This window comes from Janthinobacterium rivuli, assembly GCF_009208735.1.
Taxonomy (GTDB): Bacteria; Pseudomonadota; Gammaproteobacteria; order Burkholderiales; family Burkholderiaceae_D; genus Janthinobacterium.
The window spans coordinates 1-25,573 of record NZ_WFLJ01000028.1 but is presented as its reverse complement, the minus strand read 5'-3'; the positions used below and the strand labels follow the sequence as shown (position 1 = coordinate 25,573).

Sequence of the window (25,573 nt, the reverse complement as noted above, 5' to 3'; positions counted from 1 at the left end):
ATGACCACGATCAATATCAATGCAGTCAATAAAATCTTCACCACGGGCGGCGCGGACGTCATCGCCCTGAAGGATATCAACCTGGAAATCGCCAGCGGCGAATTCATCTGCCTGCTGGGGCCATCCGGCTGCGGCAAGTCGACCCTCTTGAACGCCATCGCCGGCTTTTCGCAGCCGACGTCGGGCCAGATCCTGGCCGGCGGCAAGCTGATCACCGAACCCGGTCCCGACCGCGGCATGGTGTTCCAGGAATACGCGCTGTTCCCCTGGATGAGCATCGAAAGCAATATCGCTTTCGGCCTGGAAATCGCCGGCAAGACGCCGGCCGAGATCAAGGAACGGGTCGACATGCTGCTGAGCATGCTGGGCTTGACGGAATTCCGTGCCCGCTACCCGAAAGATTTGTCGGGCGGCATGCGCCAGCGCGTGGCGATCGCCCGCGTGCTGGCCCTCGATTCGCCCATCATGCTGATGGACGAGCCGTTCGGCGCGCTGGATGCCTTGACGCGGCGCAACCTGCAAGATGAATTGCTGAAAATCTGGAAAGTCTTCGGCACCACCATCGTGTTCGTCACGCACTCGATCGAGGAATCGATCTACCTGGCCGACCGCACCATCGTCATGACCTACCGTCCCGGCACCATCAAGCGCGACGTGGCCATCGAGCTGCCCCGCCCGCGCGACCCGAGCGACCCCGAGTTCAACCGCCTCAAGCGCATGCTGGGCGAGATGGTGATGGAAGAGCAGCAGCGTCATCACAACGCCGAAACCATGGCAAGTACGGCAGATTAGTCGTCGTGCGACCATACCCCAAAGCAAGTGCCGGGGTCGGACCTTAAGGTCCGACCCCAGTCTTCGACTTGCGGGTTTCAGCTTTACAATACCGCCGTATTCAACCCGACACACGGAGCACCATGGCATTCGGCAAATGGACCCTGAGACCCGCGCTCGGCCCCCTGCTGGCCGTGGGCTCGCTGGTCGTGCTGACGTGGGCCTCGTATGCCTGGGTCCAGCAGCGCCAGCTCGATGAGTTGCACCGCACCCTCGATTCGCGCGCGGAACTGTATGCGGCGTCCATCGGCGGCGCCCTCAACAAGTACGAATTCCTGCCCCTGGCCGTGGCCCAGAGCGATGCCGTGGCGCAGCTGCTGGAGCAGCCCAGCGCCGACAAGGTCACGCAGATCAATGCCTACCTGGTCGACATGAACCGCCGCGCGGGCGCCTTTGCCGTCTACGTGCTCGATGACAAGGGCACCACCCTGGCGTCGAGCAACTGGCAAGACCGCAGCTCGTATGTGGGCGTCAACTATGGCTTCCGGCCCTACTTCAAGGATGCGTTCGCGGGCGGCATCGGCCGCTTTTACGGCATCGGCTTTTCCACCTTCGAGGCCGGCTATTTCATTTCGCAGCCCGTGCAGCGCGATGGGCGCATCATCGGCATCGTCGCCGCCAAGGTCAACCTGGACTGGATCGAGCAATCGTGGCGCACGCCCGGTGCGGGCGAACAGATCTGGGTCAAGGATGCGAATGGCGTGATCATCCTGGCCACCACGCCCACCTTCAAGTTCAAGACCCTGGCGCCCTTGTCGGCGGCCGCCAAGAAAGACATCAGCGAGCAGCGCCAGTTCCTGCAAGAAAATCTGCCCATCTTGCCGCACCAGGTGCAGCGCCAGTTCGCCGACGGCGCCAGCGTCATGACCCTGGAGCGCCCACAGGCTGGCGACACGCCGGCCCTGTCCGGCAGCGCCGACAAGGTGAACTATCTGGCCGTGAACCGAGCGCTGGGCCCGCTGCAATGGCAAATCACCGTGCTGGCCGAGCTCGACCAGGTCGACGAGGCGGCGCGCAACGCGGCCATCGCCGCCGCGCTGGGCTGGGCCCTGCTGCTGCTGGCCCTGATGTATGCGCGCCAGCGCCGGCGCCGCATCGCCGACAAGCTCAATGCGCAACAAACGCTGGCGCGCGCCTATGAACAGCTGGAAATCAAGGTCGAGCAGCGCACGGCCGACCTCGTGCATGCGAACGGCCGCCTGCAGGCCGAGGTGGCCGAGCGCGAGCGGGCCGAGCAAACCTTGCGCTATGCCCAGGCGGAACTGGTGCAAAGCGGCAAGCTGGCGGCCATCGGCCAGATGGCGGCCGGCGTCACGCATGAGCTGAACCAGCCGCTGGCCGCCCTGCAAACGTTTTCCGACAATGCCAAGGTCTTCCTGGCGCGGGGCCAGATCGACGATGCGCTCGACAACCTGTCGACCATCTCCGACCTCGTCAAGCGGCTCGGCTATGTCACGTCGCAATTGAAGGGCTTTGCGCGGCGCAGCGACGATGCGCGCAAACCCGTCAGCGTGCGCCAGGCATTTGCGCAAACCATGCTGCAAATCCGCACGCGCAAGAACTCGCAGCGCCTGACCCTGCATGAAAGCTGGCTGGAGGACGACATCACCGTGCTGTGCAACGCCATCGGGCTGGAACAGGTGTTTACCAACCTGATCACGAATGCCATGGATGCCGTACCGGAAAGCGAACCCGTGCAAATCTGGTTCCAGGTGCGCCGCGAAGGCGACCTCGCCGTGCTGCATATCACCGATAATGGCCCGGGCATCCCGCTCGCTTCGCTCGACAAGATCTTCGACCCCTTCTATACCACCAAGGAACACGGGCTGGGCTTGGGATTGTCGATCAGCGCTGGCATACTGCGGGCGGCCGGCAGCGCATTGGCCGTGCGCAACCGCAGCGCGCAGGAAGGGGGCGGCGCACAATTTACCATCACCCTGAGCTGCGCCCCGGGGGAAAAGAATAAAGAGACTGAGGAAACGCCCGATGCACGAGAATAATTTTGAAGGCATGCAAGTGCTGCTGGTGGAAGACGATGCCGTCGTGCGCAAGGGCGCCCGGCAATCGCTGGAACTGGCGGGCTTGCAAGTGACGGCCGTCGCCACGGCCGAGGAAGCGCTGCCCTACCTGGTACCCGAATTTGCCGGTATTTTATTGAGCGACATCAAGCTGCCCGGCATGGATGGCTTGAAACTGCTCGATATCGCCGTGGCGCAGGATGCCAGCCTGCCCGTCATCCTCGTCACCGGTCACGGCGACGTGTCGATGGCCGTGGGCGCCATGCGCCGTGGCGCCTACGATTTCATCGAAAAACCGTTTTCCGCCGACTTGCTGGTGGAAGTGTGCCGCCGCGCGCTCGACAAACGCCATCTGGTGCTGGAAAACATGAACTTGCGCCGCCAGCTCGAGCAACGGGTCGGCATCGAGGCGCGCATCGTGGGCCGCAGCGCGGCCATGGCCAAGGTGCGCCAGCTGGTGCTGAACCTGGCGCCGAAATCGGCCGACATCATCATCCTGGGCGAAACGGGCACGGGTAAGGAACTCATCGCGCGCTGCCTGCACGACTTCAGCGAGCGGCGCGACCACCCCTTCGTGGCGATCAACTGCGGCGCCCTGCCCGAATCGATCTTCGAGTCGGAACTGTTCGGCCACGAGGAAGGCGCGTTCACGGGGGCGCAGCGCCAGCGCATCGGCAAGATCGAATATGCGAACGGCGGCACCCTGTTTCTCGATGAAATCGAAAGCATGCCGCTGGCCCTGCAAGTGAAACTGCTGCGCGTGCTGCAGGAGCGGCAAGTCGAACGCCTCGGTTCCAATAAACTCATTTCCGTCAATTTCCGCGTGATCGCCGCCGCCAAGGAAGATTTGAGTGTCTTGGCGGAACAGGGGAAATTCCGTCCCGACCTGTATTACCGCCTGAACGTGGCCAGCCTCACCTTGCCCGCCCTGCGCAACCGGCGCGAGGATATCCCGCTGCTGTTCGAATTTTTCGTGCTGCAAGCGGCCTTGCGCTACGGCCAGCCGGCCGCCCTCGTCAGCGGCGAACTGATCGCCTCGCTGATGGCGCAGCGCTGGGCCGGCAATGTGCGCGAGCTGCACAATGTAGCCGACCGCTTCGTGCTGGGCTTGCTCGACGACACCCTGAGCCCGGCCGGCTGCCGCGAGGCCTCGCTGGCCGAGCAAGTCGACACCTTCGAGATTTCCATCATCGAGGAAGCCTTGCGCCGCCACAATGGCAACGTCATCGACGCGGCTGCCAGTCTGAATATCCCGAAGAAAACCCTGTACGACAAGCTCAAGCGCTTCGATATCTCGACGGAACAATTCCGATAAGCACTAGCAACTAGCCGACACGGCCATGAGGCGGCGTCCTACCCATGCCGATGGACTCCTGTGGGAGAATGCAGGCTCAACTTCTGCACAGGACACCGCCATGAAAACCGCCGCTCTCTTGCTGGCCGCCACCCTGATGACCGTGGGCGGCGCCTGGGTGCAAGCCCAGTCGACGACCAATGTCAACCAGACGGGCAACCACACCAACAATCCCAACGACCCGGGCCAGCAATCGGACCAGTCCGACAAGCTGGACAACAAGGGCAAGCTGATCCACGACGGCAAGGCCAGCAAAACTCGCACGGACAAACGCAGCCGCCGCGGCAAGCCCGTCGCCACCTCGGACAACCCGGCCGCCAGCGGAGCGGCCACCTCGCCGCCAGCGACACCGGTAGCACCGGCGCGCTAAGTCCACCTCCAGCGCTGCGCCACATTGCTTCAAGGCACGCTATCATCCTGCCTTTACAAGATAGTCAGGATGGCAATGAAAGCAGCATGGCAAACGATGGTGGCGGCAGGCGTATTGGCCGCCGCGAGTGTACAGGCGGCGCCCACGGTGGGCGAGTGCATGGAACTGACGACGGGCGTCAAGTTCAGCAAGAACAATGGCGACGCGCAAGTCAACGTCGAGGAAACCTTCGAAGGCAAGAAGCTCAAGGGCACGCAGTTGATCCTCGACGGCGGCGTGCTGCTGGCCACGTCCTACCAGGACATCCGCGACGGCCAGGTCTTCCTGACGGGCACGATCCATTACAACGAAGACGGCACCGTGCGCAGTAAGAACGTCTACGCGCCGCAATCGGCCATCCCCGCCAGGATGCGTCCAGGCCAGGAGGTGCGCGTGCAGTTCACGGACACGCAAACGAGCACCCACTACCCGCTGGCGGGCCTGTCCGACAAGATCACCACCTCCACGCGCACCGATAAACGCGATTTTTCCATCACCTTCCTGGGCTGGGAGCGCCTGGAACTGGGCGGCCGCCGCTTCCCCGACGCCTGCAAGTTCGAACTGCGCGACGTCGGTGGCAAGAGCAAGGGTCAAAGTGGCGAATACGTGTGGTACGCGCAAGGTTTCGGCGTGATCATGACGGACAAGCTGGACAAGGATGGCGAGGTGCAGCCGGCGTACCGCATCGCGCTGACGAACATCCTCAGTGCGCCGTAATTTTTGGCAATTTTTGCGCTAGAATCGCTGACACACACTTTTTTAGGAAGCCATGTCGCCCATCGAACGCAAATGGTGGTTCATGCTGCCCGTCATGACGGTTGCCGCCGTCGCCACGATGTTCCTGCTCGATAGTGCCCACGTGCCACACACGAACCCGTTCGCGCGTGGCCTGATTTTCGGCCTATGCTTTGTGGCGCTGCACCGGGGCCTGTCGTTCTGTGTCTGGCTCGGTTTGCTGTGGGGCTTGCCGGGGTTGGCCGACAAGACGCTGGCCAAGCGGTAGCGCCATCGTTCCCGGCATCACTGCCATCTTTTCCGCAAAGTTTGCGTCAGCGCAATTAATCAGCCGTTTCGCCCCTCTACACTGACCTGTCTGGCCAGCATGGAGCGGCGATGGCGTATCCTAAACTTCCCTACACCAGCGGCAAGCGTACCGCCCTGCTGCACTGCGACCGCATGCAGGAAGCCATCGTGCGCATCCGCCCTGAGCTGCCCGGCAATGTGATCGTCATCCATGGCGTCAATGACGTGGGCACCAGCTTTGGCGCCGTGGAAAAAGGCCTGTGCCAGGGACTCGATGCGCGCATGTACGGCGGCGGCCATGTTTTCACCCCGGCCACCTACCGCCTGCCGCAGGAGGCCGACAAGCGTGAAACCATCGCCGATCCGGACGCCATCTTTTTCAAGCGCCAGCCTGATGACACGACGTACAGCCCCGTGATTCCGTTTTACTGGGGCTATCGCGAACAAGGCAACGCCAGCAAAGTGGTCAACGGCCAGAACACGGACCGCTACGGCAACCGCCTGGACAAGGACATGTCGAAAAACGGCGGCCCGTTCGGCAACGCCACCAACACCCTGCCCGACATGTGGAACAAGGGGCTGTTCTCTCCGTACGACGTGGGCGGCGATCCCGTGCGGCCCCTGATGACGGCTCCGGGCCGCATGTACATGGTACTGGCAGCCAAGCGCCTGGCGGCCCTGATCGCCATGATCCGCGATTACGACAGCAACGATGTGGTGTCCATCGTCGCGCACAGCCAGGGCTGTCTGATCTCGCTGCTGGCGCAAGCCTTCCTGCTCGACGAGGGCAAGCGCCCCGCCGACACGCTGATCCTCACGCATCCGCCCTACAGCCTGGAGGAAGACACGACGATGTTTTTCGGTGCGGCGGAAGCGAGCCGCATCTTCGGCGGCGGCCGCGATGCGGCGATGGCAGACCAGTACGACGCCATCGACAACCGCCAGACCCTGCATGCGCGCCTGCAAACCCTCGTGCGGATCGTGCAAGGCGTGGTGGCAAAAAAGCACGCCACGCCCGCCTTTGCGCAGATCAAGGATCACACGATATGCCATGGTATGGCGGGCGCGGCGTGGCGCGCGGAGGCGGATCGCGACAACCGGGGCAAGGTGTATCTGTACTTCTGTCCCGAAGACATGACGGTAGCGCTGGACAATATGCAGGGCATCGGCTGGCAAGGCATACCCGACCACATCGACGGTCATGGCTTGTCCAAAACCAAGGGCAAGACGGCCAAAAGCATCTGGGGCGATGGTCCCACCTACTGGGAAAAGGAATTCCAGCGCCGCCAGCCGCTGGAGGAACTGGGCAAGGGGTTTTACCAGCGCGTGTTAACCAACAAGCAACGCTTGGATACCGCCGGCAAGAACAACGGAGCGGTGCTGGTGGGCCAGCCGCCGCACGACTTCGCCCTGCGCCTGGACGGCGAGGACGACCATGCCCATGTGGCGGGCGCCAACCGCGGTCATCGGGGCAACCATGCCGAGACACAATGGCCACCCGTCAAACCCGCAAAATGGAATATCTTTTCCACGGAAGCTGGACGGCGCGAAGGCTTGCGCACGATTAATGGTGAAGCGCTGCGCGTGCCCAAGGCGGCCGTGCTGGACGGCGGCGAGATGCGCCCTGGGCAATTTCCGAAGGATTCCGATCAGGCCAGGCTGCCGCGCGACCAGCAAGGACCGTGCGAGGAAGTCGACCCGATCGACGCGGCCATCGCGGTGACCAGCAAGCAAGGTTTGCGCATGCGCAAGCAGGAAATCATCGCCGACCCGCGTCCGCTACAACACCGCATTCCCGAATTCGGCGCCGGCATGTTCGGCGCGGGCCAGCGCGAGCAGGTGGAAAAGGCCCTGAACCTGGGCAAGGAAGCGGGCGACCAATGCAAGCTCGACCGAGTCTCGCGCCATCCGGGCGGCGGCGACAGGCTGATTGTCGACCGCGAAGAAACCCCGAACGAGGCCCGCAAGCGCTGGCAGAACGAGGTCAGCCCCAAATCCTTCCACGGCGCCATCATCGGCAACGCGGAAAACCACCGCAACGTGACGGCGTATGACGTGGCCATCGGCAGCGGGAAGGCGAGCAGTGATCCGCAGTTCTATCAGTATTTGTGTGCGGTGGCGGATTGGCGGCTGCAAAACGACAAAAAAAATCCTATAAGAAAATCCATCCTGAGATGGGAGGATTTCATAAAAAAATTTGCAATCTATTGGGCTGCAGAACCTCTACAACGCAAGCAAATCATTGAAGGTAATGCACATTACTACAGTTCGGGAGACTTACCGGCCTTTGTGCCAACACTGCAAGCAGGCCTGCCGTCTACCGTTGTTTGTGAAACAGTGAATGGCAGGCGTACCGAATCGGTCGTCACTCCTTTTGTACATAAAGCCAGCGATGACATTCCAAGATGAAAAACTTTTTCCCAAACTTGCTCTCTCCCTTCTGCGTTGCCCTCGCATTGATGACTCTGCTATTGCTTGGGTTTGTATTGATCAGTCCTACTTATTTACAGGAGTCCACGATGAGCAGCAAAATATGGCGGCACCTGCAATGGCTGTTGCTGATCCCGCCCATCGTCGCGGCCACATTGCTCGGCTCTCGCTGGCTGCATGCGTCCAAGCCTGTGGCCGTCGCACAGCCGCAAGTGCAGCAAGCGGCGCCCACCGAACAGGACAAGCGGGAATATGTGCTGGAAGTCATCGGTCTTGGCGTCACCCTGGACAAATACCGGCAGGGAAAACTGTGGGAGGCGCTACAAAAGGGAAATGCCTATGCCAGCATTCGCGAACAGGACAAGGAAAAATACACCTGGGACGCCATGCAAAGAGCTGGGATAGCAGGTGGCCGCGGCGGCGACACGCTGGAGAATGGGGCGAGGGATACTCCCATGTATTTCGGCGTCCCTGTTTTCAATGCTGAGCCACCGATCTTCAATTCGCGCATGCTGGACAGCCCCGACTCGCCAGCCATAGGCCTGGCCGGTGGCGCCGCGTCGTCCGGCCTGCACTGGCATCTGTTCGCCAGTGGTCCACGCCGCCTGAGCGAACATCCGGACCGCATCCTGGAAGAGGTATTCGCCTTTTTCGATGCCCATCCCGACGTGCCTTACATCGTGCTCAATTCCGAAGACAGCATGCCAACGCGCAACCTGTACAGTCCTGACAACTCTCCGCCGCTCACACATGACGGCCGCTACATTCCCGAAATGCCCGACGCCTCGGCCCTGTTCGTGCTGGCCCGGCGCGATCGCATCGACGCCGTGCGGAAGTTTGCATATGACGATGCGCCGCCCGAGGACAGCGTCGATGACCTCAACACCTATGGCGTGGCGCGACGCCTGTACCTGGCCTACTATGATTTGATGGGTACCGTGCCGCAGGAACGTCTGGAAACCGATCCGGCGGCCATCACCCGGCGCCAGCCCTCAATCGCCGAATGGCTGTCCGTCGCCGCACAATTCGCGCAGCGCCCCGACATCCGTGGCACGGGCAGCTTCAGCATGGTCGACAGGCTCAAACACAAGACTTATCAGCCACCGAAAGACTGGCAACCCACGCCCTGGTTTCCTGTGCCCTTCAACAAGGAACAGCTGGCACAGCTGGACCGTCTGCCGACCTTCGGCTTCATCCATCGGCCCACGTTCGTCAGGATGACGGATGAACACGGCAAACCGCTGACGCGCCGCGACCGGCGCGAACACGCCTTGCAGGCGGGCTGGCAGGAGGCTCTCCGCAGCCTGCCGGAAAGCGAACGTCCCGCCGCGCCGGCGCGCCTGGTCGCCGCCACGGGCGGCAATCAGGCGCAACTGATTGCATTGCACAAGACCTTGTTGAAACATGCGGAAGATGGCGGCACGGAACTCGACAGCGGCAACATGGCGCAGTGGATCGATACGGACCAGCGCCTGGGCAACACGGGCGCGGCCACCCTGTTCGTACAGATGGCCATTGGCGTGATGGGCAGCTACCGCGACGGCGGCGTCAGCGCCGTGGTGAATCTGCGCAATGCGGAAGAAGCGACTATCGTGCTGGTCAGTCCGCCATCGGACGAAAAACGCCGCACGCAAAAACACCCGCACGGCGGCGATGTGCTGCGGCATTACGTCACGCCAGCCATCGACCCGGCGAATTATCCATCGAACTGATTATTTTCCCTGTGCGGCAAGCTGCGCCAACGCATTGCCCCGCACCTGGAACGCCACCTGCGCCACCCTCTTGCCGGCGCCATCGACAAGGGCCAGCGCGTGCTTGCCCGGCACGGGGCGCCAGCTGATGCTCTCGCTTGCCGCGCCCAGATCCTTGCCGTCGAGCACCCAGCGCAAGCCGTGGCTGCCCTGGGCCTGGAAGAACACGCGCTGCAGGGCGGGCGGGATGTCGGGGTCGATGGCGAGGATGCTGTCCTCGGCCGGATACACGATGGCGGCCGGCTTCACCGTGTCGCCCAGCACGGCGATGACTGGGCTTTCCGTGCCTGCGATAAACCATTCGCGGCGCGGCGCTTCCAGCGCGGGCTGGTACGCCACCATCTGCTGCAGCACGCCGGGCGGCGCTTTCGGCGCATGGCTGGGCACGTTCTTGTGCAGGTAATCCATGACGTCGCGCCACACGGGCGCGGCGCCCGTCACACCCGACACGTCCCACATGGGCTTGCCGTCGAAGTTGCCGACCCACACGCCCACCGTGTAGCGCGCCGAATAGCCCATGCACCAGTTGTCGCGCATGTCCTTGCTCGTGCCCGTCTTGACGGCGCTCCAGAAATTCGTCCCCAGTTCGTTGCGCAAGCCAAAGGTCATGCTGCGCGCGGCGCGGTCGGCCAGGATGTCGCCGACGATGAAAGCGGCGCCCGCTTCCATCACGCGACGTTTATCCTTGCCAGCCTGTCCCGGCTGCAAGCTGGCCGTGCTGTACAGCCCGCCATTGGCCAGCGCGCGATAGGCGTTGGCCAGTTCCAGCAGAGTCACCTCGGACGAGCCCAGCGCCAGCGAAGGGCCATAGTATTCGGCCGCTTCCGTCAGGCTGGACAGGCCCACTTCCTTCAGGCGGTTATAAAAGCCGTCCTGTCCCGTCAGCAGCACCGTGCGCACGGCGGGAATGTTGAGCGAGCTGGCCAGGCTGGTGCGGGCGCTGACGTAACCCTTGAAATTGCGGTCGTAGTTTTGCGGCGCATACATGCCCGACGCCGTGGCGACGTCGAGCGGCGAGTCGTCCATGACGGAGGCGGCCGTCATCAGCCGGCGTTCGATGGCCAGTTCATACAGGAAGGGTTTCAAGGTGGAACCGGCCTGGCGCAGGGCCGCCACGCCATCGACGTGGCTGCCGCCCGCATTGCCGACATAGGCGAGAATCTCGCCGCTGCGGTTATCTAAAACGATGATGGCGCCATCGTTGACATTGCGCTCGCGCAAGGATGCCAGTTGCTGGCGCAGATTGTCCTGCGCGAAACGCTGCAAGGCGCCATCCAGGGTGCTGGCGACTTGCGCGCCCGGCTGTTTCAACAGTTGCTGCGCCACTTGCGGCGCCGGCGCCAGCTCCGCATTCATGGCGTTGCGCTGCAAGGCCGTCTGCACGCGCTGGCCGATCAGCTGGCAACTGCTGTCCATGCGCCATTCCTTCGCCAGCGCGCAGGCGCGGCGCGTGACGGTGGCCGGCGGCGCGTTCGGCGCCCGCACGAGGCTGGCCAAAATGATGCCATCCGTCTGGTTCAGCCCGGACGGCGCCTTGCCGAACAGACTGTACGAGGCGGCCGCCACGCCCTGCAGCTCGCCACGGAACGACACGAGGTTCAGATACGCTTCGAAAATCTGCGCCTTGCTCCAGCTATCCTCGATCGCCTGGGCGGCACGCATCTGGTCCCATTTCTGTCGCAGGCTGCGTCCGCCCGAAGACGCCTGCAAGTCCGCGTCCAGCTGGCCCGCCAGCTGCATGGTGATGGTCGACGCGCCCCGGGGTTTCCTGGAAAACAGATTGTCCCAGGCGGCCGTGGCCAGCGCGGACACATCCACGCCGCCATGGCGCATGAAGCGCTGGTCTTCCGCCAGCAGCACGGCCTGCTGCACGGCCGGTGAAATGTCGGCCAGCGGCACCCAGGGCAGACGCCGCACTTTCATGTCCACGCGCAAGGATTGCAACGGCGCGCCGCCGCGGTCCAGCAGCTGCGCTTCCGAACTGCGGTAAGCGGCCTGCACCTGGGCCGGCGTCAGCACCGCTTGCGCGGAAGCCGGGCCGGCCAGCAGGCAGCCCATCATCAATGCCAGACGTCTCACTGCCCCACCTTCACATTCGCGTTCGGCGACTCGCCGAACATCTCGGGCGCATACATGGCCTCGATGCGCGTGGCCGGCAGGCTGAAATCCCCGGCGTTGTTCAAGCGCACCGTGTATTCCACGCTCCAGTTACCCTTCGGCACGAAGTCGTAATACGCGCGGAAAGCGTCGAACGCCCGTTCCTCGAACGTGGGCCAAACCCAGCCAGTGGATTTTTCGCCGGCCGTCAGCAACTGCGAATCGCGCCCCAGGCCATTGCCCAGCACCGTGGCGCTGGCGGGAATCGGATCGTCGACCACCACCCAGCTCATGTCCGCCTGCGCCGATAAATCCAGGCGCACGCGGTAGACGTCGCCGCGCGACCACTGGCCTGTCGTCTGCTGTTCCACGGGCGTGATGGTTTTCTTGATCGTGTAGCCGCTGGAGACGGGCGCCTTGAGCGGGATGGCCGCCAGACTTTGCACGGTGGCCCACGGTTTGCCCGTGCCGCTGTGCGCCAGGCCCAGGGTGTCCGTGCCTTTCGGCCACGCTTGCAGCACGGGTCCGACTTTCGCCGCGCCATTCCACACGAGCGCTTGCGTATCGCCGCCCAGCTTGACGGCGCTGGCGCCCGTCACGGGGGTGGACTCGAACTTGGCCGAGAACTTGGCGATGGCCAGGGTGCCCCAGGCGTTGGCCACGGTCGTATCCCAGCGGCCCTTCTTCTGGCGGCCCATGCTGCCGCGCACCAGGCGGCCGATATCATCCTTCCACGCCGGATTGTCCAGCACGGCCAGCAATAAACGGTTGGCGTTGACGTCGCCCGAGACCATCAGCCACCACCAGTTATCCTTGCGCTCGGTGGAAAAGCCCATGGTCGTGCCCTGGAAGTTCAAACGGCTGCGCAAAATCTGCTGCGCCTCGGCCTGCAGCGCATCGCGGCGCGCCAGGCTTGGCGTGCGTTGCAGCAACAGGCTCCAGTCGATGACGGCGGACGTCGGCCACAGGTTCGGGCTGATGCTGATGCTCTCGAGCGCATCGGGCGGCACCTTGCCGGAGCGCGACAGCGCTTCCAGCGCGGCCAGCTTGCGCACGGCCAGGTCGGTCGTGGCCAGCGCGGAACGGCGCACGATCTTGCCCTGCACGAAGGCCGTCAAGGCTGCTTCCATGCGGTTTTTCGTCTGTTCCGGAATCGCATAGCCCGCCTCTTTCGTTGCCGACAGTACATAGGCCGTCAAGCTGTCGCTGCCCTGCTCCATGATGGGGAAGTATTTCAGCATGCCATCACTGTCCAGGTAAGCGGGCAAGCTGGCGGCCAGTTTGTTCCACGCCTCCTGGTCTTGCAGGGCGATGGCTTTCGACGTGTTTTGCTCGAAGCAGGTGTAGGGGTAGGCCGCCATATACTCGCGCACGCCGGGCAGCTCGCCGCCCAGCTTGGCAACAAAGCTGGTCTGCAGGCCGCCCCGGCCCGGCAAGGCGCCGGCCGGCATTTGCACGGACATATTGATGGGCTTGTCGATCTGCTGCAAGGTGGCTTGATACGTGCGCACGGGCGTGGCCTGGCCCACCTTTTGCGTGATTTTGAGTTTATCGCTATGGTTGCCCGCCTTCGCGCCTATCTCCCACACAATCTGTTGCGCACCGAGCGGCACCTGGTAATCCCAGCCCACTTCGCGCGCTTCGCCCGCCGCCAACGTCAGGCTCTGGCGCGGCAAGGCCTTGCCGGCCGCGCTGGCATTGAGGTCCACGCTCAAGGATGCGGCCGAGGTGTTGCGTACCGTAAAGCCGGCGCGCAACTGGTCGCCCTCGCGCACGAGGGTCGGCAAGCCCGACAGCAAGATCAAGTCTTGCGAGCTGCGGATATCCGTGCTGCCCGTGCCAAACAATTCCTTGCCGGCGCTGGCAATCGCAACGATGCGGAAGGCCGTCAAGGAATCGTTGAGCGGCACTTGCACCGTCGCCTCGCCCTTGGCGTCGAGCTTGACGGTGCCCTTCCAGAACAGCAGGGTGTCGAACAGTTCGCGGCTGGCACTCTTGCCGCCGCCACCGCCGGCCGGGAAGGCCTTGCGGCCGAAATGGCGCTTGCCGATCACCTGCATCTGCGCCGTCGCCGTTTCCACCTGCAGGCTGCGCTGCGCCATCATGGTATCGAGCAATTTCCAGCTATCGTTGGGCATCAATTCCAACAGCCCCGTGTCGACGGCCGCCAGCGCCACTTCGGCGCCGGCCGGCAGCGGCTTGCCATCGGCGCGGCGCACGCGCACGGACACCTCCGCCTTGTCACGCGTCTTGTACACTTCCTTGTCGGACACCACCATGACGTTCAGCTCATGCGCCTGCCAGCCCACGTTCAGCGGTGCGATGCCCATCTTGTAGGCCGGCTTGCCCAGGTCCACCAGGGCCGTCGGCTGCACGCCATCGACGCGCCCGCGCACGACAAACACGGACACATACACATTCGGCGCGTAATTCGGTTTGACCGGGATACTCACCACCGGTTCCCGGCCATTGAGCTGGCGCACATAGGTGTCGAGGATGCCTTCGCGCTCGACCGTGATCAGGGCCATGCCTGAACGGAACGGCATGCGCACCTGCAAGCTCGCTACCTGGCCAGGTTCGTAGCGTTTCTTTTCAGGCAAGACGTCGATGCGGTCATTGTCGCTGGCGTTGAACCACCAGTCGCCGCTGCCGGCCACCCAGGTGTCGCGGTTGGCGACGGCCGCGTTGCCGGACGCATCCTGCGTGCGCGCGCGCAGGATCAGATTGCCGCTGGCGGGCGCCTTCACGTCGCACATCAACAGGCCCTTGTTGTCCGTCTTGCCATTGCAAGCCGGGCCCAGCTTGACGACTTCGCTGCTGTTTTCATACGCATAGAAGCCGCCGATCAGGCGCCGTCGGTGCGAATAGCTGTTGCGCTGGAAGAAATCCACGGCGACCGGTGCGTTCGCCACCGGCTTGCCATTGGTGCCCAGCACGGCCACCGTGAACTTGAAGGCATCCTTGCTCAAGGCCCAGGCGTCGGGCTTGATGCCGATCACATAGTTGGACGGCCACAGCGGCACGCGCGTGGCCACCGAGGCCGTCTCGCCATTCGCATCCTGGAACGCCATTTCCGCCACCAGGTCGCGCGGCGTGGACAGCTGCGGCAGCTGGTCGATGACGATGCGCGCGCCGCCCGCCTTGTCCAAGGTCAAGCTTTGCGTGCGCGCGGCCGTCGCGCCGGCGCCGGGACCACCCGCGCCATGGCCTTCGTCCTGCCACTCGCCTTCATCGTCGTCGTAGCCCGTGCCCTGCTTCACCAGGCCTTCCTTCACGTCGCCATTGCTGAAGCTATAGTCGGGATAGTCGGCAAACGTCACGCTCTTGTCTTGCAGTACCGTGCGCAGCTTGACGGGCGCATTCGTCGCGGCACCGCCGGCCAGATACGTGATTTGCGCATCGAGGGCCAACTGCTTCGCCTGCACGGCGGGCGCTTTCGGGCCCTGCAGCACGGCTTTCATGGTGGGCACGCGGAACGCCTCGACCCGGAAACTGCCGGACGGGCGGCCCGCCATCGTCACGCTGTACTCGCCCTGCTTGGCGTCGGCGGGGATGACCCAGTCGCTTTCCGCCGTGCCGCCGGCGGACCAGCGCAGGGGCAGCTGATAATTCTGGTCGCTGCCCTGGTGCGTGATGACTATGGAGGTGGCGCTGCCGGGGCCGTTGTTCTTGTCGACCAGGCTCATGCCTTCGCCCGTGTGCTTGCGGATGAAATGCTTCATGTGCACGGTTTCGCCGGCGCGCAGCAGGGTGCGGTCGAATACCGTGGCCAGCAGGGTGTTGTCGGCGCGCGTGTCGTCCGTGGGCAAATTGAAACGCCAGGCTTCGATGCCGCCCACCCAGTCCGACAGGGTGAACGTCATGTCGCCGCCGCTGCGCGCACTGATAAAGTAGCGGCCATTGTTCTTGCAGCTGGAATTGGCCAGCTCGCCGGGGATGTGCGCCACGCCATCCGCGCCCGTGGCGCCTTGCCACAGCAGCTTGCCGGCGCAGTCGCGCACGGCCACTTGCGCTTTCGCGACAGGCGCGCCCTTGTCGAGCGACGTCACCCACACGAGCGACGATTGCGCGCCATGCTTGAAATGGGCCGCCAGGTTGGTCACCAGCGCGGCCGTGCGGATGTAGGCCGTGCTCGGTTTGCCCAACAGCACCTTGCCCAGGATGGGGCTGGCCAGCTCGACCACATAAAAGCCCGGCTTCGGCAAAGGGATGCCGATCACTTCAAAGGTTTTCCTGCCATCGGGGCGCGGCAGCTTGATGGGCCGCGTGCCGGACGCGTCGGCCAGTACGGATTTGCTCATATTGCCCGCATACTGGGCGTACGGCTGCCAGTATTCGCCCCCGTCGCCATTGCCGGCCAGGCGCTGCATCCACTCGATGATGAACTTGTCGTCATTGTCGGGCACGCGCAAGGTGGCGCCCGTGGCGGCCGGCGCCGTGGTGGTGGCCGATTCTTTGGCGACTTCCTTGCCCGACAGCACAGGTTCGATATTGCGCACCGTCACGGGCAACAAGCCGTCGCCCTTCGCTTCGATGATGCCGAACGGGGCCGGGAACTTCAGCAGTGGCGGCTGTTCGCCCGTACGCACCGTCATGGGAAAGCGCGCGCGGTTGAGCAAGGCGCGACCCGCATCGTCCGTCAGCTTCGGCGGCAGGCTCAGCACGAAACTGGCTTGCACGGGGAAGGGACCGTTGAAGGTGGCGCCATACAGGAATTCCGCCTTTTCTTCCTCTTTTGCAATCGTCGGCGCATACGTCTTGCCGCCGCCCTTCAAGGTCATGGCGCGCACCTGCGCCGCGCTCACGGGGGCGGAAAACTGCACGCGCATGGGCAGGAAGGGAATGCACTGCTCCTTCGGATTGCTGCGCTCGCAGCTGAACTTGGCCGTGAAGTCGGGGCGCGTCTTGAATTGCAGCGTTTGCGCCTTGTCCGTGGCGATGCCGCTGGCGCTGGCGATGCCCTCGCCCCACACGAGCGACACCTTGGCGTTGGCGGGGAAGCTGCGCTTGCATTGCAGCACGGTGACGGGCAGCGGCGGCGCGCCCTTGCTGGCAACGGGCATGCCCACTTTCCATATGACGCCCCGCTTCTTGAAATACACGGTCAGGTAGCGGTCAACAAAATTCTTGCGCAGCGCCAGCACCTGCTCCAGTTCCTTGCCTTTGAGCAGGCGCACGGGAATCTTTTCATTGATGCCATCGGCGCGGCAATACGCGTTGGCGGCCACGCTGGCGTCGTTCGGCGCGGCGTCCAGGCCCAGCACGAAGATCTGGTTTTCATCGATATACGGCTGGCCGTCATACGGTACGGCCTCGATGATGGCCGGCCCGCCCGTGGAAAAGCGGTAAGCGCTAGTGCCCTGCAAGGCCTGGCCCGCCAAGTCCTTCAGGCCCGGCTTCAAGGTAAAGCTGCACGCCACGCCGGCCGGCAAATCGCGCTCGAAATCATAGTTCCAGTTGCGCTCGTCGGCCCAGCGGCCCGCGCCCGCCACGACGGCCGGCTCGGCCTTGCCGCAATCGATGGCGAACGGCGCCGGCAAGCCCATGTCGCCAAACGGCACCATCGGCGTGGCGAACTGGGCCCGCACCTGGCGCACGGCCTTGACCGTGCCGCTCGGGGAAAACAGGGACACGCCGCTATCGGCCCAGGCCGGCATAGCCAGGCCCAGCGACAGCAGCAGACCTAGCCGACCCAGTTTGCCAAACAGCGGGGAAGAAACAACACGGGGGTGATCAGGCACGGGTGACTCCTTGATGAAAAGTGGCGGAGCTGGCTGCGGCGCACAATAGTTGCCCGGGAGAAGCCCGGCATGGCAACAGAACGCGGCAGGAATACAACATCAATGTAATATTTGTTATCAAGCTCATCATTGTTGCTAATATACAGTGGCACGCCGGTAACAAGTCGTACGATTGCCTCTGGTCGCGGCGCCAGGAAGTGGCCGTGATGACAAAAATTTCCCGAGGCGAATTAGTTTTTTTCAACACCGAAGTCTTTGTCGTGAATCTGCAACACCATTGATATACAACAATGCTTTGTGCGCTAACGCACCGACCACGTGAACCTGCAATCGTATTCTCTAGTCCAACAGCAGTGCATTTATCGCAAGAAAGCGCACCTGGAATTGTTGTCTACCTCTAGCAATAGCATGTCTGGCAGTTGTCGCATTGATGCAGTAGAGAAAATCTCTTATCAACGTTGGGAGTTACTTGTGAATAATCTAAAAAAAATCGCCGTTGCCGCCGCAGTTCTGTGCTCCGCCCTCGGCGCACAGGCCCAGGAAATCAATCCTTCCTGGTACATTCAACCCAGCCTCAACGCACTCAAGCCAGATTCCGACTTCGCCACGGATAAAACCGGCTATGGCGCAGGCTTGCGTTTCGGTAAACCCGTTTCCCAGGACTGGGATATTCAACTGGGCACCACATATGCCCGCTCCAAGGATGGCGGTCAGCGCTACCAGCAAAATACGCTGGGCGTAGACGGCTTGTACATGTTCTCGCGCAAAGCCTTCCGTCCCTTCCTGCTGGTCGGTGCCGGTATGCAGCGTGACAAGGACACCAGCTTCGCCTTCGGTGAACGCAGCAAGAGCTCGCCATACGCCAGCGTCGGCCTGGGTTTCCAGTCCAGCATCACGGAACAACTGTCGCTCCAGGCTGACGTGCGCAATGTGCACGGCTTCCTGCGCGGTAACACTTTCGATCCAAGCAGCAAGTCCAATAACTACTACGTCACGGTGGGCCTGAACTACGCGTTCGACAAACCGGCTGCGCCACCACCTCCGCCACCACCGCCGCCAGTGCGTGAAGAGGTCGTCGTGGTCGTACCGCCGCCACCACCGCCACCACCGCCAGCACGCTTTGAAAAAGTGACGATGTCGGCAACGGAACTGTTCGCGTTCGACAGCGCCAAGCTGGGTCCGACACAGACCAAGCTCGACGAAATCGCCCGCGTGCTGAACGCCGCGCCGGACGTCAACAACGTCGTCATCAGTGGTTATGCCGACCGCATCGGTTCGCCCAAGTACAACCTGAAACTGTCGCAGCAGCGCGCTGACGCGGTCAAGGAATACCTGGTCGCCCACGGTGTCGCCGCCAACCGCCTGACGGCCGAAGGCAAGGGCTCCACCAATCCTGTCGTCACCTGCGATAACAAGAAGCGTGCCGACCTGATCAAGTGCCTGGAACCAAACCGCCGCGTTGAAGTGGAACAGATCACCATCGAACGCCGCGTGCAGTAAGCTAAACAGTGGTACGCCACTTGTGAATAAAAAAAGGGGCTCGCGCCCCTTTTTTGCATTGAAAGTCACCATGAATTATTCTACCCGCTATCCCAAACTGGCCAGCCTGGCGCCGTTCAGCAAGCAGATGCGCAGCGTCATCGTCTGTTCCGTCACGGAATGGCTGGAACACCGCGCCTCGAGCAAGGGCGCCGCCCTCGCCTATTACACCCTGTTTTCCATCGCCCCCATCCTCGTTCTGGTGATCGCCATCGCCGGCTTTTTCTATGGCCCGGCCGCCGCGCGCGGCGAGCTGATGGGGCAATTGCAGGGCTTGCTGGGCACGCAGGGCGCCGAAGCCATCCAGCTGGTGCTGGCCGGCGCGAAGAACCATGACCAGGGGCGCATCGCCACCCTCATCGCCAGCGCCCTGTTGCTGTTTGGCGCCACCAGCGTGTTTGCCGAACTGAAAGCCAGTCTCGATGAAATCTGGCAAGTGCCGCCGCTGAAGGAAGCGGGCGCCTGGGACATGCTGCGCACGCGCTTGCTGTCCTTCGGCCTGGTGCTGGTACTGGCCTTCCTGCTGATGGTGTCGCTGGTAGTCAACGCGGCCATGGCCATCCTCGCCAACTTCTGGGAAGGCGTGTGGAAAGACACGGCCGTGCTGTTTACCATCCTGTCGAACCTGATCGGCTTTGCCGTCATCGCCAGCCTGTTCGCCGTCATCTATAAGATGCTGCCGCGCGTGCGCCTGTCCTGGCGCGACGTGGTGATCGGCGCCGTGGGCACGGCCTTCATGTTTTCACTGGGAAAATATGCGATTGGCGTATATATCGGCAATAGCGGCGTGGCCAGCAGCTATGGCGCGGCCGGCTCCCTGGTGGCCCTGCTGCTGTGGGTGTATTACTCGGCGCAAATCTTCTTCCTCGGCGCCGAATTCACGCGCCAGTTCGCCCTGCAGCTGGGCAGCATGCGCGATATGCCGAAGACGGAAGACGGTGACGTGCAAGTCAAAATATTGAAACGTCACCAGTCCTGATTGTCCGCAGCACACGCAACAACGGCGCCCGCGGGCGCCGTTTTTCTTGAGTTACCGCGAGCTATTCGCCCAGCAGTTCGGCCACCACTTCCATGCCCTGCACGCGCTCGGCCACCACCTTCACGATGACGATGATCGGCACGCCCAGCAGCAAGCCCCAGACGCCCCACAACCAGCCCCAGAACAGCAGGCTGATGAACACGGCCGTGGGATTCATGCGGGCGATGCGCCCCGTCATCCAGGTGGTGACAAAGGTGCCCACCAGGGTGGCGATGGCCATCGACGTGCCCGTGACCAGCAAGACCATTTCCAGCGATTCGAACTGCAGGAAGGCGACCATGCCCGTGGAGATGGTGATGAGCAAGGGCCCGAAATACGGCATGATGTGCAGCAAGCCGGCCACGATGGCCCAGGCACCCGCGTTTTCCAGGCCGATCACGCGCAGGGCGATCCACATCAGGACGGCCAGCAAGCCATTCGTGACGAGCAGCATGAACATATAGTTCTGGATCGAGGTATTGATGTCTTCCAGGATGTGCACGGTGACCTTCTTGCGGCTCAGCGAGGGTCCCGTCAGCTTGACGAGCTTGCGCTTGAAGGTATCGCCCGACAGCAGCAGGAAAAACACGAGGAAGATGACCATGGTGGCCTGGCTGAGGAAGCCCACCAGGCCCAGCGAACCGGCCCAGACCCAGTCCATGATCTTGAAATTGGGTGCTTCGGCGGCGGCGGCGCGGCGGTTGTTGCGGCGCGCCTCGGCGCCGGCGGCCACTTGCTCGATTTCATTGGCCACGGCCTGCATCTTCTGGAAGGTGCTGTTCTTGCCGCCCGTATTGGCGGCGATCAGGCGCGACAGTTTATGTGTGGCGGCCGGCAACTCTTCCACGATGGATTCGAATTCGCCCTGCACGCGTTCGACCACGACGAAGGAGCCGAACAGGATCAGCGCCGTGACGGCGGTGGCGGCGATGGCGCGCGGCAGGCGCAGCTTTTCCAGCCAGGCGACGACGGGATTGAGGGTGTAGGCAATGAAAATGCCGAAAAGAACGGGAATGAGGAATTTCTGTGCCCACTGCAGCGCATAAATGAAGCTGACGGTGGCGATGATGCCCAGGGCCATGCCACGCGCATGGACGTGCAGCGGCAAACGCAGGGATGCGTCCGGGTGCTCCACTGGCGCATCGGGAGGTGGCCCGGCAGGCTCGGTGGAGACAGCCGCCACCGGCTCGGGCGGGGTATCTGTAGGCTGGATATGCATGCGATTCCCGCGACGGTCGGTGGAGGGCCGCAGGGCCAGCCGTAGGGCTGGCCGCTGCGGCAGGTCAGGCCATTACTTGACGCGGATGTCGTTTTTCACCGACTTCACGCCCTTGACGCCACGGGCGACTTCGCCCGCTTTGGCGGCATCGGCTGGCTGGGCAACGAAGCCGCTCAGCTGAACCACGCCCTTGAAGGTTTCAACGTTGATTTCCGTCGATTTCAAGGTAGGCTCATTGAAGATGCTGGCTTTCACTTTGGTGGTGATGGCCGCGTCGTCGATGTACTCGCCCGTGCCTTCTTTGGTTGGGGTCGAAGCGCAACCTGCCACGGCGAACAGGGAAGCGACGAAAAGGCCAGTAGCGATAGATTTAGTGAATTTCATGGTTTTTTCCTTAGGAGTGGTCAATCAATGTGCTCACAATGAGCTTCTTATACCAGTTTGGTGACTGCGCGCCGGAAGGAGCTCAGTAGCCGAACTGGGTTTTTGCAGCCTTGATACAGTCGTCCTTGGCTGCGCCGGCCAATGCATCGCATTTTTCTGTCGCGACCTTGTACTCGGCTTTTCTTTTTGCTTCACGCGCATCGCTGCGCGCTTCGATGACTTTCTTGTCCGCCTTGGCGTCGGCCAGGGCCGCCACCTTGGTGGACTTGGCCAGCTTGACGCAGACATCCTTGTCGTTGCCGGTCAGTGCATTGCAGCGGGCCAGGTCGACGTCGTAGTTCGCATCGGCAATCTTGATGCGCGCCTTGGTGTAGGCACGCAGGGTATTCGTGTATTGCGCCTGGGCCACCGCTTCATCGTAGGCACGCACGGCCTTCGCTTCGGCGATGCAGACATCCTTCGGATTGCCCGTGATTTTTTCGCATTCCGCATGCGCCAGCTTGTAATTCAGGCCGGCCTGTTCATTGGCTGCCTTGTAGGCTGCTTTCGCTTCCGGCGTGGCGGCCACTGCCTGGCCGCCCCAGACGGCGCACGCCAGGCTGACGACGATGGCGGTGAAAAGCTTATTCTTGTTCATGTATTTCTCCCTGGTGGTACCAACCATGTCTGCTTGGCATGACTACCGTTTTACGTGGATCGCCGCCTCCCTTCTGTACGCTGCCGTACACAAGTAATTTATTTTGCAAGCGGGAGGCAAACAAGGGGAAATAACAACGTTTTGCTCGATCGCTCCCGGGGAAAAATACCATTTCAACACGAAATAAGTACGTGCGGCAGCGTACAGACCGGGGACGGGGGCATGACTAAGATGGCACTACACCCTCACCTCGTCAGGAGAATAAAATGAAAACCAACGCCACCTTGGCTGCACTGATGCTCGCCGCCACCGCCGTACTGAGCGGTTGCGCCACCGGCCCTTCTTACCAGTCACAACAACCATACTATCCAGCCAACCAGCCTGAGTCCGCCATGTATGGCACTGTCGATTCCATCCAGATCGTGCAGGGCGGCGGACAAACCAGCGGCGCCGGCGCCGTGGTCGGCGGCATCGCCGGCGCCCTGCTGGGCAACACCATCGGTTCGGGCAGCGGACGCACGGCCGCCACCGTGGCGGGCGCCGTCGCTGGCGGCGTCGTCGGTAACCAGGTGGAAGGCCGCAAACAGCAGGCGCAGGCTTACCAGATCAGCGTGCGCCTCGACAACGGCGAATACCGCACCGTGGTGCAGGACAACGCGAATGACTTGCGCCCAGGCAACCGCGTGCGCGTCGTCGACGGCCGCGTCTACCGCTATTAATTTTCGGCGGAGCCTGCCAGCCTGCCAGCAGGCTTCCACCATCCCGCATGCGTCGTACGATAACAAGGAGTTGCCATGGGCACCATCATTCTGATCATCTTGATCCTCGCCCTGGTCGGCGTCCTGCCTACCTGGCCGCATAGCCGCAACTGGGGTTACGGCCCCAGCGGCATCGCCGGCCTGGTCGTAGTGATACTGATCCTGCTATTACTGACAGGCAGGCTGTAAAAAAAGGCGCTTCGGCGCCTTTCTTATTTCAAGGAGGAAATATCATGACTATCCACAACACACTGTTGGCCACCCTGTTCGCCTGCAGCCTGGCGCCACTGGCAATGGCCCAGACGGCTGCGCCGCAGCCGGGCGACCCGCAACGCTGGTACCAGGAAGACAGCACGGCACAAGCCCAGCTGCGCACGCTGCGCAAGGAAATCGCCGCCGCCCTGGCCGAGGCCAAAAAAGCCTGCCGTTCGGAACCGTCCGCCGCGCGCGCCACCTGCCTGAAGGAAGCGCAAGACACTTACCGGCAAGACATGGCGAACGCGGAAAAGCTGCGCGAAGCGGCCCATCCGCAGTGATGCGTCGTGCTGTTGCGACGCCGGACAAACCGCAACGCCTGACAAAACCGTCGCGAGCGGAAGGGAGAGGTGGCTAAGAAGCGCAACCGTACTCTGTACGGGGGCGCCGAGCCGGTGAGCATCGCAGGCCGCCTATACCGACGCGCAGCAGATTTTGACAGGCGTCACTAAGAGCCTATCCCAGTAGGGAGCGTCTTCTGCTGGCAGTTCATCAGGAGCGCGGACAAGGCGTGAGGAGGACGCGTGGCGAGCCACGCGACGACGATCAACGCCGTCCCCGCTTCTGAGGGGCGCCAGCAGGGGATGTATTCATCTACTGGGATAGGCTCTAAGCCGCGTCGCGCTCATAGGGCGGGAGTTCGTGCACCACGAGCGGCGTGTCTTCCGTGACAAAGGCGAGCCAGCCAGCCGCCTTGATCGCGCGCAAGCCGTCCTGGTAGCCCTGCTCCCAGCGCCACTCGATGGAGCCCTTGGAAAAATTGATATCCTTGGCCGCCATGTGCCAGTCGCGCCCCGCGTACGGCAGGCGCACGATGTGCATGGTGCTGTCGCAGCCCAGCGCTACCAACTCTTCCGTCTGCTGGCGGTTGTGCGCCGTATCGGGCAGCTTGGCATACAGTTCGCGCAATTTGCGCTGCAAGGTGTGCGTATTGACATAGTCGGCGATATGCCGTTTCGAGCGCGACGCGAAGGTGACGTCCTTTTGCCGCGTCTGCACTTCATCCAGGGTGGTCGGTTCCGGCCCTTCCGAGCTCCACAAGTCCACCATGAAGACCAGGGTGTCGACGTGGGGCGTGTCGTCAAGCACGGTTTCCAGCGGCGTGTTCGAATACAGGCCGCCGTCCCAATATAAATCGCCGTCGACGCGCACGCCGGCAAAGCCGGGCGGCAAGGCGCCGCTGGCGCGGATATGGTCCGCCGTCAGGGGCAGCTGATGACTGTCAAAACTGGTGAGGCTGCCGCATTTGACGCGCAGGGCATTGACCGTCAGGCGCATGCCGCCGGGTTGGTTCAGATAATCGAAATCGACCAGTTCCTCGAGCGTGCTGGCCAGCTCGCTGGTGTCATAAAAACTGGCCTCTTCCGGCTTGACGGCGATTCCGGCGGGAAACAAGCTGAAGCTACGCGGCTTGAAGAAGCCGGGCACGCCGCGCAGCACCGTATCGAGCGTGGCCAGCCAGATGTTGGAACGGCGCTGCTGGTCGGACACGAGGTTCATGTCGATGCTGTCGCGGTGCGCGACGCGCTGCCAGAACTGTTTCAGGCGCACGAGCCTGTCCTCATGCTTGTTGCCGGCCAGAATGGCGGCATTGATGGCACCGATCGAGGTGCCCACCACCCAGTCGGGCGCCAGGCCATGCTCGTGCAGCGCGTGGTAGACGCCGGCCTGGTAGGCGCCCAGCGCACCACCGCCTTGCAGCACCAGCACGATACGCAGGCGCGAGGGATTTAACTGATTGATCGGTGTCTTCGAATTCGTCATCAAGATGGCCCCTCTGTCCGCCGCGCAATATGCGGCGTGAATCATTGTAAGGGATTGCGCCCGTGAGCGCCGGACGTTGGGCACAAGCAAAAAAAAGCTATGTCACCGTCAGATGTGGGAATGCGCCCAGCGTTGCTTTCAATAACGTTTCGGGTGAGCGGATGCGTCTGGCGTCGAGTATCCAGCGCCATGCCAGGTAGTTTGGCAGGTAGCGCGTCGCCACGCCGTGAAACGGCCTTAACCATTCGCGCAGGCGGCTGTGATATGCATTGACGTTCTGCACATGCGCGGCGCCCTGCACACGGATGCCGGCGCGCAAGTTGACGGCCTGGTGGCTGAGGCCCG

19 protein-coding genes and 1 pseudogene are annotated in these 25,573 nt (G+C 62.7%); 13 read left to right on the top strand and 7 right to left on the bottom strand.

The window, feature by feature from the left end:
- The 8 genes from GCN78_RS27395 to GCN78_RS27360 all read left to right on the top strand — a co-directional run bounded on the left by GCN78_RS27395 (window position 1) and on the right by GCN78_RS27360 (window position 9,777).
- Window positions 1–792: an ABC transporter ATP-binding protein gene (locus GCN78_RS27395; protein ID WP_152254509.1), complete on the top strand. Its 792-nt coding sequence runs from the start codon at window positions 1–3 to the stop codon at window positions 790–792.
- A 122-nt stretch (window positions 793–914) separates the two neighbouring features.
- Entirely contained in the window at window positions 915–2,831 is a 1,917-nt protein-coding gene (locus GCN78_RS27390; RefSeq protein WP_152254508.1) for a sensor histidine kinase, read from the top strand.
- Window positions 2,818–4,164 (top strand): sigma-54-dependent transcriptional regulator, encoded by a 1,347-nt coding sequence (locus tag GCN78_RS27385; RefSeq protein ID WP_152254507.1) that lies wholly within the window; start codon window positions 2,818–2,820, stop codon window positions 4,162–4,164. The genes GCN78_RS27390 and GCN78_RS27385 overlap by 14 nt, the downstream gene beginning before the upstream one ends.
- Window positions 4,165–4,264: 100 nt before the next feature.
- Window positions 4,265–4,573 carry a hypothetical protein gene (locus GCN78_RS27380; RefSeq protein WP_152254506.1) on the top strand — a complete coding sequence of 103 codons (309 nt, stop codon included), beginning with the start codon at window positions 4,265–4,267 and terminating at the stop codon, window positions 4,571–4,573.
- Window positions 4,574–4,648: 75 nt separating this feature from the next.
- Complete coding sequence (locus tag GCN78_RS27375) at window positions 4,649–5,329, top strand: hypothetical protein (RefSeq protein WP_152254505.1); 681 nt, start codon at window positions 4,649–4,651, stop codon at window positions 5,327–5,329.
- Between the two features lie 52 nt (window positions 5,330–5,381).
- Complete coding sequence (locus GCN78_RS27370) at window positions 5,382–5,615, top strand: hypothetical protein (RefSeq protein WP_152254504.1); 234 nt, start codon at window positions 5,382–5,384, stop codon at window positions 5,613–5,615.
- A gap of 110 nt (window positions 5,616–5,725) precedes the next feature.
- Window positions 5,726–8,044 (top strand): T6SS effector phospholipase Tle3 domain-containing protein, encoded by a 2,319-nt coding sequence (locus GCN78_RS27365; protein ID WP_152254503.1) that lies wholly within the window; start codon window positions 5,726–5,728, stop codon window positions 8,042–8,044.
- 110 nt (window positions 8,045–8,154) lie between these two features.
- Complete coding sequence (locus GCN78_RS27360; RefSeq protein WP_193316889.1) at window positions 8,155–9,777, top strand: type VI lipase adapter Tla3 domain-containing protein; 1,623 nt, start codon at window positions 8,155–8,157, stop codon at window positions 9,775–9,777.
- On the opposite strand, the gene pbpC is transcribed toward GCN78_RS27360, so the two are convergent.
- Window positions 9,778–11,874, bottom strand: a complete 2,097-nt coding sequence (gene pbpC, locus GCN78_RS27355; protein WP_152254541.1) for a penicillin-binding protein 1C — start codon at window positions 11,872–11,874, stop codon at window positions 9,778–9,780. It abuts the gene before it with no gap.
- Between the two features lie 17 nt (window positions 11,875–11,891).
- Window positions 11,892–17,654, bottom strand: coding sequence for an alpha-2-macroglobulin family protein (locus GCN78_RS27350; RefSeq protein WP_226939851.1), 5,763 nt, complete (start codon window positions 17,652–17,654; stop codon window positions 11,892–11,894).
- Between the two features lie 471 nt (window positions 17,655–18,125).
- On the opposite strand from GCN78_RS27350, the gene GCN78_RS27345 reads away from it, so the two are divergent.
- Both GCN78_RS27345 and GCN78_RS27340 read left to right on the top strand, forming a co-directional pair.
- Window positions 18,126–19,154 (top strand): OmpA family protein, encoded by a 1,029-nt coding sequence (locus GCN78_RS27345; protein WP_152254501.1) that lies wholly within the window; start codon window positions 18,126–18,128, stop codon window positions 19,152–19,154.
- 70 nt (window positions 19,155–19,224) lie between these two features.
- Entirely contained in the window at window positions 19,225–20,172 is a 948-nt protein-coding gene (locus GCN78_RS27340) for a YihY/virulence factor BrkB family protein (RefSeq protein WP_152254500.1), read from the top strand.
- 61 nt (window positions 20,173–20,233) lie between these two features.
- Here the strand turns inward: GCN78_RS27340 and GCN78_RS27335 are convergent, their stop codons facing one another.
- The 3 genes from GCN78_RS27335 to GCN78_RS27325 form a co-directional block, all read right to left on the bottom strand.
- On the bottom strand, window positions 20,234–21,430 hold the full coding sequence (locus tag GCN78_RS27335; protein WP_413465243.1) for an AI-2E family transporter: 1,197 nt from the start codon (window positions 21,428–21,430) through the stop codon (window positions 20,234–20,236).
- Between the two features lie 72 nt (window positions 21,431–21,502).
- Window positions 21,503–21,814 (bottom strand): BON domain-containing protein, encoded by a 312-nt coding sequence (locus GCN78_RS27330; protein ID WP_034758914.1) that lies wholly within the window; start codon window positions 21,812–21,814, stop codon window positions 21,503–21,505.
- Between the two features lie 82 nt (window positions 21,815–21,896).
- Window positions 21,897–22,451: a hypothetical protein gene (locus tag GCN78_RS27325; RefSeq protein WP_152254499.1), complete on the bottom strand. Its 555-nt coding sequence runs from the start codon at window positions 22,449–22,451 to the stop codon at window positions 21,897–21,899.
- A gap of 266 nt (window positions 22,452–22,717) precedes the next feature.
- Between GCN78_RS27325 and GCN78_RS27320 the strand changes: the two genes are divergently transcribed.
- The 3 genes from GCN78_RS27320 to GCN78_RS27310 all read left to right on the top strand — a co-directional run bounded on the left by GCN78_RS27320 (window position 22,718) and on the right by GCN78_RS27310 (window position 23,745).
- Complete coding sequence (locus tag GCN78_RS27320) at window positions 22,718–23,170, top strand: outer membrane lipoprotein (RefSeq protein WP_152254498.1); 453 nt, start codon at window positions 22,718–22,720, stop codon at window positions 23,168–23,170.
- A 75-nt stretch (window positions 23,171–23,245) separates the two neighbouring features.
- The gene (locus GCN78_RS27315) at window positions 23,246–23,398 is read left to right on the top strand and encodes a DUF3309 family protein (protein ID WP_010396415.1); all 153 of its coding nucleotides are present in this window, start codon (window positions 23,246–23,248) and stop codon (window positions 23,396–23,398) included.
- A gap of 44 nt (window positions 23,399–23,442) precedes the next feature.
- Window positions 23,443–23,745, top strand: coding sequence for a hypothetical protein (locus GCN78_RS27310; RefSeq protein WP_152254497.1), 303 nt, complete (start codon window positions 23,443–23,445; stop codon window positions 23,743–23,745).
- Window positions 23,746–24,073: 328 nt separating this feature from the next.
- Here GCN78_RS27310 and GCN78_RS27305 read toward each other — a convergent pair whose 3' ends face one another.
- Window positions 24,074–25,228: a patatin-like phospholipase family protein gene (locus GCN78_RS27305; RefSeq protein ID WP_152254496.1), complete on the bottom strand. Its 1,155-nt coding sequence runs from the start codon at window positions 25,226–25,228 to the stop codon at window positions 24,074–24,076.
- 97 nt (window positions 25,229–25,325) lie between these two features.
- Window positions 25,326–25,573, bottom strand: a pseudogene (locus tag GCN78_RS27300) (IS1595 family transposase); the annotation flags it as partial.